The sequence below is a fragment of the Pseudomonas sp. MAG733B genome (genome assembly GCF_036884845.1).
In the GTDB taxonomy this organism is placed as follows: domain Bacteria; phylum Pseudomonadota; class Gammaproteobacteria; order Pseudomonadales; family Pseudomonadaceae; genus Aquipseudomonas.
In genome coordinates, this window is sequence record NZ_CP145732.1 from 4,512,275 (window position 1) to 4,527,926 (window position 15,652).

Consider the following 15,652-nt stretch of genomic DNA (forward strand, 5'->3'; position numbering starts at 1 on the left):
CGAGAGAAAGCAGGCTGCGATCTTTTCGAGGCCACTTGAGTCTCAGCAAAAGATCATAAAGATCGCAGCCTGCGGCAGCTCCTACAGTGATTTGGGCACATCCCATGGACAGTGTTCATCTGGCACACCTTCCTCGCGGCAAAAAAAAGCGCCGGGCCATGGTTCCAGTGAGACCGGAACCAGACACCCGACGCAAATACCAAAACCGATTACACGATGCCCTAGAACAGCACAGCCACCCGCACAAACCCGGTGTAGTCGAACTTGTACCCCCCCCTCACCTCAAGGTCGCGGTTGAGCTCGGTATAGAGCTGCACATTCTTCCTCACCCAATACCCGACACCCGCGCGGGCACGCAAGTAGTCGGTACGGCGGCCGGTCTCGATGCCCTCAACGCTGGACTCTCCACCCCAGGTGCGCGCCACACCGACCGAGGTCGTCACCTTATTGTCGAAGGTGTAGCTCAGCCACGGCTGGAAGTTATAGGTAGGGTCCTGCTTGAGTGTGCGGTTGGCGGCGCCGTAGTGGTCGTTGTCGCCATACCAGGTTACGTCCTGATTAAGCTCCAGCCGCCACGGCCCCCAGCTTTCTGCGTACCCGAGCGAGAGCGCGTGGGCATAGCGATTGTTGCCCATGTTCAACGAATGGTTGTTTTCGTAGGTACCGGTAGGAAGCGCCATGAACCCGGTGATCGAGAAGTAGCGTTTGAGCTTGGGGTCGTCGATGACCCAAGCCGTCACAGCCATGTAGGAGTCGCCCAGACCACTTTCATGGCGAATTTTGGTGCCGTTGAATTTCAGGTCCTGGCTGCCGAACGGTAAGCCGAACTGAAGTTGCACCCGGTGCTCGGCCACTTCGAACATGTGGAACAGGCGCACCAGCCCGGTTTTGGTCTTCAGCTCAGTGCCCTTGCTGACGGCCTTGCCCTGCACCGGTTGAAACTCATCGGCCTTGCCGCCACCCAGGTACAGCATGGCCAGATTACTGCCGGTGGGGATTGGCACATAGGCGCCTGGCGAAGCATCAACCGCATTGGCACCACCGCAATACAGACTCAATGCGGAAGTGGAAACTACAAACGTGGCGCGCAGGGAAGCCCTGCGCGCATATTGATAAGCGCTCATCTGGATACCTATTTGTTTTTATTAAAATTGGCTTTCAGCTTTGCTGGTGTGGCTGCTGGTGTTGTTTTAACTCAACTCCTCCCATAGGGCTGGCAAGAACATTTCATGAACCAGGACGCGTGTTTGTCCACGACTGAACACTGAACGCCTGGCCCATAACGGATAGGCCGCTCGGCTGCTGGCATTACAGGCATCGCGATAACGACACACTTCTATTTCGCTGCGCTTATATGGCTTTTCGCCAAACAACAGACTGCCCAGTGGAACATTGCCCAGTTGAAGTAACGTTGAATCACTCTCTTCAACATCACGATGATTGATCACCGATCTTGCATATACCCACGGCCGACCGAAGCCGGTCAGGTAGACTTCGCGAATCCAGCCCAGGACCCCGGGTTGCAACCCCAGGACCCGGCATTCTTCCGGCAGGATCGGCCCCACTGCTTCGCGCAGGGGAATCACTTCGAACTCATCGTCGGACAGCGCCCTGAGCCGCCCCGTCAGTGAACTGCGGTCAAACAACCAGTCCCGGTGTATCGCGGCCATCGACTCACGCCAATGGCCGAAAGCACTCCACTTCAGTTGCGGTTGCGAAAACCGGTATACCACCTCCATTCAACTGGCCTGTGCCGGGAAGTCATAGGAAATGCGCCCGGCAGGCAGGAAGAAGAACGCAATCAACGCGCCGCCTTTCACCTCTGGAAAGTGATGGCTGCCGGGCGACGGCGCCGTCCAACCCGCACCCTGCCAGCCCCGTGGCCCGGCCAGTACTGCGCCTTCATCCAGCGGGATCACCATGTTCAATTCACCGTAGGGGTGCTGGTGATAGTCGCCGCGGAAGGTGCGTTGATCGTTATCCAGCTCGTAACCCTTGCTGTCCATGTAGACGGTGGTGATGCTGAAGTAGAAGGTTTCCGCACAGGGCTCGCACAAGCGACTGCGACGATAATTCGGGCCGCTGATTTCACTGTTGGCCGCCCAGCCTTGTGCCACGCCTTCAATCACCAGGTCGGCAATTCGCTGGTAAGTTTCACTGTCCGGCCCATAAGTATCGTTAAGCCACTGTTCAAGATTATTACTCGCGGTTTTATCTTTGACCTTAGCCAGAAACTCAATGCAGAGATTGATCAACTCATCACGTTTATTCATTTATCAGACGCTCACTGTTTTAAGGTTTTTTACACTCTCCCATACTTGCATTCGGGCAAAAAGCGAACTTTCTGCAGTGTCTCAATGCATGACATTCAACACTGGTGAGCATTGATACTCGCTTGCAAATGCTTGATTTATGGACTCAAATTATTAACCAAATCGCGCCCTCCGGAATGCCCGCCATGATTACATTCGATAAACTGGATCTGAATCTGATTAGGGTCTTCGACGCCGTCATGGAAGAGCGCAGCGTACTGCGTGCCAGCCAGCGCCTGCACCTGAGTCAGTCCGCTGTCAGTCATGCGCTGTCCCGTTTACGCGAGGGCCTTGCCCAGGAGATTTTCGTCCGCACCGGCAAAGGCATGACCCCTACCAGCTATGCGATAGAAATCAGCGGCCCGTTGCGCGCGGCGCTGCACAGCATGAGCCAGACCCTGGCACAGGCCGCCTCTACCTTCTTGCCGCAGACCGTGTGCCGATCCTTTGTGATCGCCGCCAACGACTACGTGTCGGCCACGCTGCTGCCGCAACTCAACCGCCAGTTATCGACCGCGGCCCCGGGCATCGACCTGTCGATCACCCCGGCGACCCGCCTGGACCTAGCCGAGCAGATCGACCTCGGCCGGATCGATGTGGCCATCGGCACCTTTCGCAGCGCCCCGGAGCGGTTTCGCAGCAAACCCGTACTGTCACAGGACGAAGTGTTCATCTGCAGCGGCGGGCATCCGATCGGCGACAACGCGCTGCATCTCGAAGATCTGGTGAAGTATCCGCTGGCCGTGGTGTCCCTGGGCGGCGAAGGCGAAGGAATGCTCAGTGGCTACATACTTGAACGAGGCCTGGCGCGGCAGGCGCAGATGTACGATCGCAATGCCCTGGAGAATGCATTGACGGAGGCGGGATTGTCGGTGAGAAGCCAGATCGTGCTGCCACATTTCCTGGCGTTGCCGATGCTGCTCGAAGGCAGTGAATTGCTGGCGATCGTACCGCGTCCGCTGGCGCGGACATTCGCCAGGACCCTGGGCTTCTTGATCAAGCCATCGCCCTACCCCGTCGCCCGCCAGCAGTTGGACATGATCTGGCACAGCAGCAATGACAATGATCCGGCGCAACGCTGGCTGCATGGCCAGATCAGTGCGGCGGCAGAAGAAATCTCTCGTTTGCAGGACTGAGCAAGTCCGTTCGTGGCAACGTCCTTGCTCAGTGCCAAGTCAGGCTGCGCGCAGCGCGCCGGAGAACCTCACCAACGCCGCACCGATGGCCTTCACTTCGCTCTCCACCTGCGGATTGCTCAACTGGTCGTTCTCGCCGAAGGCCTGGTGTGCGACGCCCAGGGTGAAGGTTTGCGGGATCAGCATCGCGCCAAGCTTTTCCAGCACGCCACGCATGGCCAGCATCGAACGAATGCCGCCCATGGGGCCAGGCGATGCCGAGATCACTGCTGATGCCTTGTTGGCGAACAGCGCCAGGCCGGAGACTTTTTCAGTCGTCGGACGGCTCATCCAGTCGATGGCGTTTTTCAACAAGGCCGTGTAGCCACCGTTGTAGTCCGGCGAGGCCACCAGCAACGCATCGTGCTCGCTAAACAGTTTCTGCAGGCTCAGGGCATGGGCAGGAACGCCCTGCTCCTTCTCGAGCTCGCTGTCGAAAAACGGCAGCGGATAATCGCTCAACGAAACCACGGTCACTTCAGCGCCTGCGGCCAATGCGCCCTGCACGGCGACGTTCAGAAGTTTTTGATTCAACGAACCCTTGCGGGCACTGCCCGATAGGGCCAGAACTCGTACTGCCATTTTGATGTACACCTCGTGCTGCCGTGTGGGGGACGCCGGGAAGTCGATACAGCGTGGCGTCCCGAAAAATGGACTACTGATCGAAGCCCAGGAAGTGAGTGAAGGCGTGGGACGACTCTCGCGGCATGCGCAGGGCGTTCACCGGCGCGCTTTCATCGGCGTAGCCCAAGGACATGCCGCAGACGATTTCCTGGCCGCAGTCCAGGCGCAGAAAGTCTTTGATCAACGCCTGGAATCGTGCGAACGACACCTGCGGGCAGGTCGATAGGCCACGGGACCGCGCCGTCAGCATCAGGGTTTGCAGGAACAGGCCGTAGTCGAGCCAGCTGTATTTCTTCAGGTTCGCATCGATGGTGAAGATCAGCCCCACCGGCGCGCCGAAGAACTCGAAATTCAGGCCGCTGACACGAGCGCGACCGTCGCTGTCGCACTTGTCGATTTGATGCAGGCCGTAGAACAGGGCGCCGAAATTTTCCTGGCGATCGCGGTACTTCTGCGCCAGGTCATCCGGCAGATGCAACAGCGGGTCGGCGAACGGGTCGGCGTGGGCCGTGGCCAGCAAGGCGCTGAACGCGCGCTTGGGCGCGCCGGTCACCACATGGACCGACCACGGCTGGGTGTTGGAATTACTGGGGGCTAAACGAGCGACATCGATGACTTCATTGATCAACTTCCTCGAAACGGGCGTCGGTAAAAAAGCCCGCACAGCCCTGCGCGAGGCAACCACAGCATCAAAATCATCAACGAACGAACTCATACCAAACTCCACAGCTGCAACGGTCTTGTAATTAGTCCGAAGAGTTTTACATGGCGTTTGGCCAAAGAGCAGTGAAGTGTTTGCAGCTTGGAAATGCAGGATGTGCAACTGTGCCGAACGCGGTGCCGCCTACCTCGAATAGGCCACCAACGTGTCGGCCAGTTCCAGTGTCTTGCCATCGTCCGAGGGCAACCGCAGCGTGGCGACCGGACGTCCGCGTGCCCTGTCGACCAGGGTCGCGACGGGTCCCTCGCCCTCGGCGAACAGATTGCGTTCGCCCCACTGGCGCAGGGCGACCATGACATGGAACAGGTCTTTGCCCAGATCGGTGAGCACGTATTCCTGATAGTTGCTGCCGTCGGATGCTGGCTGCACTTCGAGAATGTCCCGGGTGACCAAGCCCTTGAGCCTGACCGAGAGAATGTTCTTGGGGATCGCCAGGCTCTTCTGGAATTCGTTGAAGCGGGTGATGCCGTCGAACGCGTCACGCATGATCAACAGCGTCCACCAATCGCCGATGGTGTCCAGGGCCCTGGCAATCGCGCAGGGTGAGTCTTCGAGACTTTTTCGTTTCACGGGTCTGCCTGTCAGTTTGGCAACGCTCGAAATGGCGTCGCTGGGAGATGAAAAATGGGTCTCATGATAAAACTGACCAGTGGCCCATGCAATCAATCCCCGCTCTACGGCGGGCGACTCCTTCACTTCGGTACTCGCAGCTGAAATATCCCTGCGGCTATCTGGTTGCATTATTGAACCAGTAAATCTAGGATCAATCCGGTCTCATTACGAGACCAGATACGTGCACCTGTGGTCGCACGTCACCCTACCGCTCTACAGGAATCCATAAAGATGCCCAGCACTCACAACCGCCTGACGATCTCCAAAGTTTCCCCTGGCTATTGGCGCGTGATCATCGGCAACCCGCCGATCAACCTCTATGACCCTGAGATGTTTGCCGAACTGCGGGTACTGATGGACCGCATCGAGCAAGACGACGACCTGAAGGTCGTGGTGTTCGAGAGTTCGAACCCTGACTACTTCGTTGCCCACTACGACCTGGTGCGTGGCGAGGTGATTCCGGACATGCCGGGGTCGGCGAAATTTGCGGAATGGCCAGCCTTCGTCACCCGCCTGGCCCAGTCCCGGGTCGTCAGTATCGCCAAGCTTCGCGGCCGTGCCCGTGGTCATGGCAGTGAATTGGCCCTGGCCTGCGACATGCGCTTTGCCAGCCGTGAAAAAGCCGTGCTGGCCCAGGTCGAAGTCAGCGTGGGCGTGGTGCCTGGAGGCGGCGCGACGGAGTGGCTGTCGGCCCTGGCCGGTCGTTCCCGAGCCCTGGAAATCATCACCGGCTCGAACGACTTCGATGCCGACACCGCCGAGAAATACGGCTGGGTCAACCGCTCGATGCCCGACGCCGAGCTCGATGCATTCGTCGACAACCTGGCCCAGCGCATCGCCAGCTTCAGCAAAGACGCGCTGGAACTGGCCAAGAAAACCGTGAACGCCCGCGCTGGCGTGCCCACCGAGGCTGATCGCTGGGGCTCCAACCAGGCGTTCATCGGCACCACCTCTTGGCCCGACACCCAACGCCTGATCGCCAAGGCGCTGGACCAGGGTCTGCAGCAGGAAGGTGATTACGAGTATCGCCTTGGGCACCACGTGGCGAAGCTTAATCAGCAGTAACCCCCGGATCTGCCTGACGTATAGGTGAGCATCGCGGTTTGCAGGGCGGTGCTCCCGATTCCAAACAAGTCCAACAACTAAGGAAATCATCATGCATGCCATCGTTACCGACACTGCCGACAAACACCCTTCCACGCATCACCGTGGCAAGGATGACCGGCCCTATGTCACGCTGATTGAGGGTCTTGAATTCAAACTGCTCCAGGTAAACGCCGACACCGGTTTGTGGGTGGTACAAACCCGCTTCGCCCCAGGCCTGACCATTCCCCGGCATAAACACACGGGCGATGTCTACGCGGTCACCTTTTCCGGCAGTTGGAAGTATCTGGAGTACCCGGAGGTCAACACCGCTGGTTCATATCTCTACGAACCTGCCGGCTCTATGCACACCTTGCATGTGCCGGCGAGCAACAGCGAACCGACCGAAGTCTGGTTCGCCATTAATGGCGCCAACCTGAATATGGATGAACACGACAACGTCGAAAGCATCTGGGATACGCCGTTCATCACCGCGCTCTACCTTGAAGAATGTCGCAAGGCGGGGGTTGCCGGTTCCGGATGTGATCGGGCTGTCGGCATAGGCAGTCTCCACGAATACTCCTATCGGAACGGTGTAGGAGCTGTCGAGTGAAACGAGGCTGCGATCTTTTGATGTTTAAAAGCCAGATCAAAAGATCGCAACCTTCGGCAGCTCCAGAGGAACTGCGTACAACGTTCACTGTTCTCGATATTGACTATGCGCAAGGGTGTTTTCTCATCCCGACGCTCCGGCTCCACAGCGGACCCATCTTCTCACCACGCTCTGGAGCCTCATCATGAAAAGCATCATCGGTATCGGTTTCGCCCTTTCGGTCCTTGACGCCACGTCGGCCATCGCCGCACCCCACGCCACCTAAGCAGTCGTTGCAACAAACCGATCCATACGCCCCACCTTCAATACCGTTGCCACCGCCAACGCAAGCACCAGCGCCCCGAGCCACATCGAGCTGTGCAGTCCCATGGTATTGACGGCTGCGCCGCCCATCAGTGAGCCCAGTCCGATGGACAACTGGAATACGCTGGTATTGACCGCCTGCGCGGCTTCGGGGTCACTTCGGGTGGCGTTGTACAGCCACAATTGCGTGCCGACCGGCGCCATACCCCAGGAGATCGCCCAGACGATCAGGCTGAGGGTGACGATGACCACATGACTGGCGAACGCCGCCATGCAGATCAGCGCAATCAGGAAAATGACCACGGTCGTGACCACCGTCAATTGCAGGTTTCTGCCAGCGAAAGATCCACCCAGAAAATTACCAGCCACTGCCCCTACGCCATAGATGAACAACAATGTACTCAGCACATTGGTATCGACCCCGGTGACCTGCTCAAGATACGGCGTGACGAAGGTGTACCCGCAATACTGCCCGGCGACGATGAAGATCACCGCCAGGAAAATACCCCTGACCTTCGCCGACTTCAGCAGGCCGAAAAAATTGCTCAGCTTGATGCCGTGGTCGATGTGGATTTTCGGCAGCGCGACCAGTTGAATCAGCAACACCACCACAGCCAGCACACTGGCGGCCATGAACGCGATGCGCCAATCATAATGCGCGCCGATGTAGGAGCCTGCCGGGACGCTCACCACCGAGCCGATGGAGATGCCGGCAAACACGATCGACGAGGCGGCATGCACTTTCTCGTCCGGCACCAGCCGCGCCGCCGCCGTGATCGAAATCGCCCAGAAACCACCGACGCCCACCCCCAGGATGACCCGCGCGATCAGCAGCGTTTCGAAGTTCCTGGCCAGGGCGGACATGACGCTGGAGATGACCAGCAAAACCGTCAGCGCCAACAGCACCAGGCGCCGGTCGGTTTTGCCGATCGACATTGCGGTGATGGGTGCCGCGAGAAACCCCAGCAGCGCGGTGGCCGTGACCGCAAGGCCCGCCGTGCCCTCGGAGATCCCCAGATCCCGGCTAATGCCCGGCAACAATCCCACCGGGAGAAACTCCGTAACCACCAGGGCGAACGCGCCGAGCGCGATGGCCAGTACGCCGAACCACGAATAGGGGGTGACGCCTTCACTGTCTAACGTGCTTGAAACCATGAGTCTTACCTATGTCTTTTTGAGCGGCCACGGCGAGGCCGGGGACCCTGCCCCTGCCGTCGGCTAAACCAAGCGTGTGGTGAATTCAGAAGTGTTCTTTGAACGGTCTTAAATCGAGTTCCTGCGTCCATGCCGTCAACGGCTGCCGATGCAGGTGCCAATAGTTTTCGGCGATCGCATCGACGTCCAGCAGACCGTCCTCGCCGCGCTGGGCGACCACCTCAGGCCTGAGCACCCGCAGGCGCTCGCCATTGATCCCGCCGTCGACCACCACATGCGCAACGTGGATGCCCTGCGGTCCGAACTCCCGGGCCATGCTCTGACTGAGCATCCGCAGCCCCGATTTCGCCGCGGCGAAATGGCCGAAACCGGACCTGCCCCGCAGACTGCCCGATGCCCCCGTGAACAGGAGGGTGCCGGCGCCCCTGGGGACCAAATAACGCGCAGCCTCGCGACCGACCAGAAAGCCTGCATAACAACCGATGCGCCAGAACGCCTCGAACTGCGACGCGCTCAATTCGCGCAGGGGAATATGCGCGTTATTACCCGCGTTAAAGACCACCACGCTGGGCGCTTCACGACCGGCCACCGGCCGCATCGCATACTCGAAAAGGCGCAGCACTTCGCGCTCTTCCGTTGCGTCGCAGACCACTGCCTCTGAGCTGCCGCCTCGTTGTTTGATGGTATTCACCACCGCGTCGAGTTTCGCCCCCGTGCGGCCGACGGACAGGACATGAAAGCCTTCACGGGCAAAACGCCGACTAATCGCCGCGCCCAGTCCCTGCTCAGAACCCACCCCGACTATCAATGCTGTTGGCTGCTGCATAGCGAACCTCCTTCCCATGCAAGTGGTTTATTTATGAAACCACAACAGTTGTATCAACATCGGTTCTATAATGCAACCAGTCAGCACGATGATCAGGAATGAAAAAACAGCCCTACGCAGCAACAAGCCGAGGGTTTACTCGGCAGTCAGATGGTTGAACTCACTGAGGAATTCATCGGAGGCAATCTCATCCGCCAACTGGCGCAGCAACGCCGCCGACGACGGCCCCAGCACGGTTTCGACCCGTTCGTTGGCAGCCTGCCACAGCACCAGCGCTTCGGCCAGAAGCTGGTCGCCCTTGGGGGTGAGCACGCAATGTTTGGTCCGCTTGTCCAGCGCGTCTTGCTGCAACTCGACAATGCCGTCGCGCACCAAGGGTTTCATGGCATGGGAGATAGCAGACATCTGGATCGCCAGCAGCCCTGCCAACTCCTGCAAGGTAGGCCCGTTATGCCCGTCGGCGCTCGGAAAGCGGCTGATCTGGGCGAGCATTCCGATTTGCGTGGCCTTCAGGGAAATGGGCGCGAGCGCTTCGTCGTACAGGTTGCCAAGGCGCCTGGCGGCGCGGCGCAACGCGGTATTGGTGCACGCTACTTCGCCCAGCAGGTCGAGGTCGGAGGCGTCGCCGGTATGTCGGGGGGAGGTTTTTGAGTTCTTCATCCCCCTAGAATGATTGAGGGCAAAACCATTGACAAGCGGAACGTCCCGGCATCTATACTTGAGCCCTCAATCATATTGATTGAGTACTCATGCATCGGAGATGCCCATGTCCACAAATGACGCTCAGAAAATTGCCCTCATCACCGGCGCTTCTTCCGGAATCGGCGCGGTGTATGCCGATCGGCTGGCTGCCCGTGGCTACGACTTGATCCTCGTGGCGCGACGCCAGGATCGCCTCGATGCCCTGGCCGAAAAAATTTCAGCCCGCCATGTCCGGCTGGTCAAGACGATTCGTGCAGACCTGGTTAACCCGGACGATCTGGCCCAGGTGGAGAAGATCCTCGCCACCAACCCGGCGATACGCGTGCTGGTGAACAACGCCGGCCTCGCCAGGCTGCACCCGATCGCGGAGTCATCGGTCGACGATTCCATGACCCAGATCGCCCTCAACATCACCGCCCTGACCCGCCTGACCCATGCGGCGCTGCCGGCCATGCTCAGCCGCAACAAAGGGGTGATCATCAACGTCGCATCGGTTCTGGCACTGCACTCGCTGCCGGTGAGTTCCGTCTACAGCGGCTCCAAGAGTTTCGTGCTGGCGTTCAGTCGTGGCTTGCAGGCTGAACTGGCGGAAACAGGCGTCAAGGTCCAGGTAGTCCTACCCGCCTCCACCGCCACGGAAATCTGGGATGAGTCCGGCATCCCGCTGTCTGCACTGCGCAAAGAAGCCGTCATGACCACGGAAAACCTGGTCGACGCGGCGCTGGCCGGGTTTGATCAAGGCGAAAGCATCACCTGGCCGTCGGTGGCGGACTTTTCGCTGTGGGACAAATTCGACGCGGCCCGGGCAGAACTGTTCGGCGCGACCCAGACCGGTATTCCCGCACCGCGCTATAAGGTGTCTTGAACACCTACCCCGTCACACGGTACGCCACAAACCTGTAGGAGCCGAGCTTGCTCGCGATGAGACGGCGCGCTTCAATGTATTCAACAGAATCCTGGTTTGATGTCAGTGCCACAATCTCAGAGCGCTCTATCCATTGAGCCCGAAAAGCAGCACGGCCTTGGTCTAGCTGACCGCCACAGTAAAAGGCGGTCATCTCGGCACAGCGGATGAAGGTTAAGCAGCACGGCTTGAGTGGCTTCTTCTGGCCGATCTTAGCCCTTGTCGACAGGCAGCTATGGGTCGATTTCAGCCAATCGTAGAAGGCAGAAATCGGCCAAAAGTGATCGATCGTCGGTAAATGTTTTTTTCCGATTGCTGCCTGTCCCGAAGGACTAATCCTGACAGCCCATTCAGGCATTACCAAACCGATGCAAAGCAAGCGGCAATAGTTCTGATGGCCAGTTTTTCCGTTCAGCAACGCCCTCCAGGCAAAGCGTCAGATCACTCTCCACCCAACAGATAAATACGCCGCCTTTTCGTAACCGTGGATGACTGAACGGTTTGCAGATTTCCTGTATCGGCGGTACCGCGCCCGAGGGCTGAATACACTTGAGGATTGAAAAGAATCCGGCGGTGGTGATAGCCCGCTCCTGCACCCTGTAGTGATCAGCGTTGACCGCCGGAACCGGATTACCTGTGTTGCTCGCGTCGAACAGATGCTCCAGCGCGAACAACTCAACTTCATCGAGCTGCATATATTCCTCTTGTTTGGTTAAGAACCCCCTGAAACCATAGTTCCAGAGGGCCTCTGCTAACTAAACACCCTCAATTACCGCACACTTCAAACTTGAAATACTTCTCCTGCAGACGCTTGCAGGTGCCATTGGCGTGAACCGCAGCAATCGCCGAATTGAGCTGATCCAGCAGCGCTTTATCACCCTTGCGCACCGCAATGCCGTTGCCGTTGCCGTCGCCAAAGTATTTCGGGTCATCGAAGTCAGGCCCAACCACCGCAAAACCTTTACCGGAGTCGGTATTGAGGAAGCCTTCGTAGATATTCACGACATCGGCCAGCCCGGCGTCCAGCCGCCCCGCCACCAGATCCAGAAACAACTGGCCCTGAGAGCCGTAACGCACAACATCGACCCCGGCTGGGGCCAGTACCTCGGAGGCAAAACGATCGTTGGTGGTGCCTTGCTGGACACCGACCTTTTTCCCCTTGAGATCGACCAGAGGATTATTGATGACCGATCCCGACTTCATGACCAGGTTGGCCGGCATGCTTCGATAGTATTGCTGGGTGAAATCCACGGACTTCAAGCGTTCCGAGGTAATCAACATCGAAGAAAGAATGGCATCTATCTTTCTAACTTTGAGTGAAGGGATCAGCCCGTCGAACTCCTGATCGACCCACACACATTTGACTTTCATCTGCTCACAGATTGCATTGCCGATATCAAAATCAAAACCCGCCGTACCGCCATCGGCTGTCTTGTAGGAGAACGGTGGATAGCTCGGTTCTATCCCGATGCGCACTGTTCTGGACTCTTCCGAAACTGCCAGCGTCGACGTCAGGGCGAGCGCGAAGAGTCCGATCAACTTGATCATACTCATGATGGATATTCCTGTTTTTTATTGGACTTAGGGAAAGTAAGCAGATGCAGTTGCGTCAGTTTTAAATCGATGACTCACTTGCGATGACGGTAAGCGCCGCCATGACCCCATGAAGCACCCAGCACGTTCAGGATCATTCTTCCGGCGGTGATGCAGGTGATGGCATTGCTGGCATCGAAGCTGGGCGCCACTTCCACCACATCCATCCCCACCACGGTGCAATCGCGCGAAACGGCCCGCAACAGCGGTGCTATCTGGTCGAAACGCAGGCCGCCCGGTGACGGTGCCAGCACACCTGGCATGCCGGAAGGGTCAAGCCCGTCGGCGTCGACGGTGATATAGACCGCAGCGCCTTTGGGGATCGTGGCCAATACCGGCTCGATGCCGCCCGCGTGAACCTGTTCTGCGGTGAAGATCCGCGATCCGTAGGCCTGTGCCGCGGCGAACTCTTCGCGTCGGGCGCTACCGGTACCGCGCATACCGATTTGGGTCATTCCGGAAATCCACGGCTTCTCGGCAGCCCAGCGCAGCGGGCTGCTGTAGCCGCGACGCACGCCATTGACCTCAGCCCGCCAGTCCAGATGTGCGTCGATGTGCAGGATGTGTACAGGGGTCTGCAGTACCGCCAGGGCATCCAGCGCCGGAATGGTCACTCCATGATCGCCCCCCAGGATGAACACCTGCGCCCCATCGCCCCACAGGCTGGCCAGCAATTCGGTGACCTGTGCGGCGTGTTCGTCGTAGCTTCCGTTGGCCCAGGGCATGTTGCCGTAGTCGACGCAGTGAGGCGGCAGCACGCTGGACAATTCGGCGCCCAAATCGAAATCCCAATGTTCCTGCCCATCGCAGAACTGACCGGATTGCCAGCGAATGGCGTCCGGGGCGCGGGCCTGGTCATTGGGATGTGGGTTGCCGGGGTAAGGCTCGCTGTGCGGCAGCCCGAGCAGCGCCACTTGGGTTGGCTGTGCCCTCGGATTGGTTGCGATGGACCAATTCAAAAAGGGCCGAACCGGGGCGTGGGTGGTGTGCGTATTCATGGTCTAAGACTCCTGTAGAAGCCGTGGCGCGTTGGCCCGGCCCATTGAGTAGACTCAACGCCGCAGGTATCCTCAAGCTAAATAAATTAGCCTATCTTTAAAAAAACTAAACCAGAGGCACCATGCTCGACACCCGTGATTTGATGACATTCCTGGCCGTCATCGAGGAAGAAAGCTTCGAGGCTGCCGCCCGAGTGCTGCATGTCACGCCGGGGGCGGTATCCCATCGGATCAAGCAATTGGAAGAGAGTGTCGGCACGCTGCTCGTCAAGCGCTTGCTGCCGACCCAAGTCACGCCAGCAGGGGAAGTTGTGCTGCGCCTGGCGCAACAGGTTCGGATGCTGCAAATGGACGCCCGCCAGGAATTGAGCGAGGCCAACAATACGGTCAGTACCCGGCTGACGATTGCCTTGAACGATGACTCACTGTCCGCCTGGTTCCTGCCGGCCATCCTGCCGGTGATCAAGGCCCATGACGTGTCGCTGGACCTGCGCATGGGCGATCACGAACACACCAATCAACTGTTGCGTGACGGCACCGCCATTGCCGCGATCACCACCGATCCCAAGCCTGTTAGAGGCTGCGAGATCAAGGCGATCGGGGCCATGCGCTACAAGGCCGTCGCGACCCGCGCGTTCCAGGAAGAGTACTTTGCCGAGGGTTTTACCCCGCAGGCTCTGGAGCGTGCGCCGACCATTCTGTTTGATCGGCAAGACACCATGAGCGAGCGTTTTTGCCAGCAACAGTTCGGCCAGTCATTGCAAATGCCGGTGCACTACATACCCAGTTCGCGAGGCTTGATCGAAGCGGCGATGATGGGATTGGGCTGGTGCATGGCCCCGGAAAAACTGATTCGCGAAGCCTGTGAAAGTGGCCATCTGATCGAATTGGCCCCAGAGCATACGCTGGACATCCAGTTGTTCTGGCAGGCGTTCAAGCTCAATACCCAACTGCTGAAAGAGCTCACCAAAAGCATCAGCATTCCCGTCGATGCCTGATGGGGAACTGATCAGGTACTGGAGCCGAGCCATTCGATGAACTCATCCACTTCGGGGCGGCCCCGGCTGCTGTCATTGCACACGCAGTAGTAGTTATGCAGGGCCGGAACGCTCAGCGTGAAAGGCTGAACCAGGCGGCCGTCATCCAGGTCTCTGGCCGACACGAGTTCATCGCTGAGGGCGACGCCAAAGCCGTCGATAGCGCCCTGAAGCACCATGCCAAAATCGTCGAAATGGACACTCGAGTATTCACGCTCATGACAACGGGCTTCGGTCAGCCAGCGCCGCCACTGCGCCCCGTCGTCTTCATGCAACAGGCGATGATGGGCAAGGTCGGACAGTTGACGAATGGCCCTGTCGCCACGCAACAACTGAGGGCTGCACACCGGCGTCATGCGAATACCGTGCAGCAAGCGCCACCAGAAACCGGCACCGGGCGGCGTTCCATAGGTCACGGCAACATCCGCACGACGCCAGTCAACCAGACCGTAGCTGACCTCGCTGATGACATTGAGCTTGATGTGACGGTTCTCATCCATAAAGGTAAACAGCCGCGTCGCCAGCCAGGAAAGACCATAGGCCCCCGGAATGGAGAGGGTCAGCGGCTTGACCTCATCAGGCCTGACGGTGGCGTTGCGCAGGACCGAAACCGCCCCGCCGATTTCCCTGATCGCGCTGGCCACGTGTTTCTGCAACACCCTGCCGCTGTCGGTCAGCACCAATTGCCGCCCCTGTTTGACCAACAGTTCCACGCCCAGGCTGGCTTGAAGCGCTTTCAACTGCTGGCTCACTGCGCCGGAGGTGACATGCAGCTCATCCGCCGCCGCACTGATGTTGCCCAGCCGCGCAACGCACTCGAACACCTTGAAACTGTGGAGGGGTGGCAAGCTCATTGGTGACGGCCCAGGTTAGTCGATCGTGATGGTTCGGCTGGTAATAACTGATCCCGTAGACCCCGTCAATGAAAGGCCCGCGCCGTCTTCGGCCAATGTTTAGTTTTTCTAACGATAAACACTTTAGTACTTATCGATTG

Annotated in this window: 18 protein-coding genes; 5 read left to right on the forward strand and 13 right to left on the reverse strand. The window is 58.7% G+C overall.

Annotation, left to right across the window (positions count from 1 at the left end; genetic code table 11):
* Positions 1-221 precede the first annotated feature (221 nt).
* The 3 genes from V6Z53_RS20570 to V6Z53_RS20580 all read right to left on the reverse strand — a co-directional run bounded on the left by V6Z53_RS20570 (position 222) and on the right by V6Z53_RS20580 (position 2,273).
* Entirely contained in the window at positions 222-1,124 is a 903-nt protein-coding gene (locus V6Z53_RS20570; protein WP_338581446.1) for a transporter, read from the reverse strand.
* Between the two features lie 66 nt (positions 1,125-1,190).
* The gene (locus tag V6Z53_RS20575) at positions 1,191-1,739 is read right to left on the reverse strand and encodes a chorismate lyase (protein ID WP_338581447.1); all 549 of its coding nucleotides are present in this window, start codon (positions 1,737-1,739) and stop codon (positions 1,191-1,193) included.
* Positions 1,740-2,273 carry a DUF4863 family protein gene (locus V6Z53_RS20580; RefSeq protein WP_338581448.1) on the reverse strand — a complete coding sequence of 178 codons (534 nt, stop codon included), beginning with the start codon at positions 2,271-2,273 and terminating at the stop codon, positions 1,740-1,742.
* 185 nt (positions 2,274-2,458) lie between these two features.
* Here V6Z53_RS20580 and V6Z53_RS20585 point away from each other — a divergent pair, with 185 nt between their 5' ends.
* Positions 2,459-3,448 carry a LysR substrate-binding domain-containing protein gene (locus V6Z53_RS20585; RefSeq protein WP_338581449.1) on the forward strand — a complete coding sequence of 330 codons (990 nt, stop codon included), beginning with the start codon at positions 2,459-2,461 and terminating at the stop codon, positions 3,446-3,448.
* Positions 3,449-3,487: 39 nt separating this feature from the next.
* Here the strand turns inward: V6Z53_RS20585 and V6Z53_RS20590 are convergent, their stop codons facing one another.
* The 3 genes from V6Z53_RS20590 to V6Z53_RS20600 form a co-directional block, all read right to left on the reverse strand.
* Positions 3,488-4,069, reverse strand: a complete 582-nt coding sequence (locus V6Z53_RS20590) for an NAD(P)H-dependent oxidoreductase (protein WP_338581450.1) — start codon at positions 4,067-4,069, stop codon at positions 3,488-3,490.
* 73 nt (positions 4,070-4,142) lie between these two features.
* Positions 4,143-4,826, reverse strand: coding sequence for a nitroreductase (locus V6Z53_RS20595; protein WP_338581451.1), 684 nt, complete (start codon positions 4,824-4,826; stop codon positions 4,143-4,145).
* 129 nt (positions 4,827-4,955) lie between these two features.
* Positions 4,956-5,402 (reverse strand): helix-turn-helix domain-containing protein, encoded by a 447-nt coding sequence (locus V6Z53_RS20600; protein WP_338581452.1) that lies wholly within the window; start codon positions 5,400-5,402, stop codon positions 4,956-4,958.
* A gap of 273 nt (positions 5,403-5,675) precedes the next feature.
* Here V6Z53_RS20600 and V6Z53_RS20605 point away from each other — a divergent pair, with 273 nt between their 5' ends.
* Both V6Z53_RS20605 and V6Z53_RS20610 read left to right on the forward strand, forming a co-directional pair.
* Entirely contained in the window at positions 5,676-6,509 is an 834-nt protein-coding gene (locus tag V6Z53_RS20605) for an enoyl-CoA hydratase/isomerase family protein (protein ID WP_338581453.1), read from the forward strand.
* A gap of 91 nt (positions 6,510-6,600) precedes the next feature.
* The gene (locus V6Z53_RS20610; protein WP_338581454.1) at positions 6,601-7,140 is read left to right on the forward strand and encodes a 2,4'-dihydroxyacetophenone dioxygenase family protein; all 540 of its coding nucleotides are present in this window, start codon (positions 6,601-6,603) and stop codon (positions 7,138-7,140) included.
* A 261-nt stretch (positions 7,141-7,401) separates the two neighbouring features.
* On the opposite strand, the gene V6Z53_RS20615 is transcribed toward V6Z53_RS20610, so the two are convergent.
* From V6Z53_RS20615 to V6Z53_RS20625, 3 genes are all read right to left on the reverse strand, one after another.
* On the reverse strand, positions 7,402-8,598 hold the full coding sequence (locus tag V6Z53_RS20615) for an MFS transporter (RefSeq protein WP_338581455.1): 1,197 nt from the start codon (positions 8,596-8,598) through the stop codon (positions 7,402-7,404).
* Positions 8,599-8,683: 85 nt separating this feature from the next.
* Positions 8,684-9,424: an SDR family NAD(P)-dependent oxidoreductase gene (locus V6Z53_RS20620; protein WP_338581456.1), complete on the reverse strand. Its 741-nt coding sequence runs from the start codon at positions 9,422-9,424 to the stop codon at positions 8,684-8,686.
* A gap of 135 nt (positions 9,425-9,559) precedes the next feature.
* Positions 9,560-10,084, reverse strand: a complete 525-nt coding sequence (locus tag V6Z53_RS20625) for a MarR family winged helix-turn-helix transcriptional regulator (protein ID WP_338581457.1) — start codon at positions 10,082-10,084, stop codon at positions 9,560-9,562.
* 106 nt (positions 10,085-10,190) lie between these two features.
* On the opposite strand from V6Z53_RS20625, the gene V6Z53_RS20630 reads away from it, so the two are divergent.
* A complete protein-coding gene (locus tag V6Z53_RS20630) occupies positions 10,191-10,991 on the forward strand; it encodes an SDR family oxidoreductase (protein WP_338581458.1) in 801 nt (266 codons plus the stop codon).
* Between the two features lie 389 nt (positions 10,992-11,380).
* Here the strand turns inward: V6Z53_RS20630 and V6Z53_RS20635 are convergent, their stop codons facing one another.
* From V6Z53_RS20635 to V6Z53_RS20645, 3 genes are all read right to left on the reverse strand, one after another.
* Positions 11,381-11,725: a hypothetical protein gene (locus V6Z53_RS20635; protein ID WP_338581459.1), complete on the reverse strand. Its 345-nt coding sequence runs from the start codon at positions 11,723-11,725 to the stop codon at positions 11,381-11,383.
* A gap of 70 nt (positions 11,726-11,795) precedes the next feature.
* Positions 11,796-12,584: an ABC transporter substrate-binding protein gene (locus V6Z53_RS20640; RefSeq protein WP_338581460.1), complete on the reverse strand. Its 789-nt coding sequence runs from the start codon at positions 12,582-12,584 to the stop codon at positions 11,796-11,798.
* A gap of 74 nt (positions 12,585-12,658) precedes the next feature.
* Entirely contained in the window at positions 12,659-13,621 is a 963-nt protein-coding gene (locus V6Z53_RS20645; RefSeq protein WP_338581461.1) for an arginase family protein, read from the reverse strand.
* A gap of 122 nt (positions 13,622-13,743) precedes the next feature.
* On the opposite strand from V6Z53_RS20645, the gene V6Z53_RS20650 reads away from it, so the two are divergent.
* Positions 13,744-14,619 carry a LysR family transcriptional regulator ArgP gene (locus tag V6Z53_RS20650; protein ID WP_338581462.1) on the forward strand — a complete coding sequence of 292 codons (876 nt, stop codon included), beginning with the start codon at positions 13,744-13,746 and terminating at the stop codon, positions 14,617-14,619.
* Between the two features lie 11 nt (positions 14,620-14,630).
* On the opposite strand, the gene V6Z53_RS20655 is transcribed toward V6Z53_RS20650, so the two are convergent.
* A complete protein-coding gene (locus V6Z53_RS20655) occupies positions 14,631-15,512 on the reverse strand; it encodes a LysR substrate-binding domain-containing protein (RefSeq protein ID WP_338581463.1) in 882 nt (293 codons plus the stop codon).
* Positions 15,513-15,652: the final 140 nt, after the last annotated feature.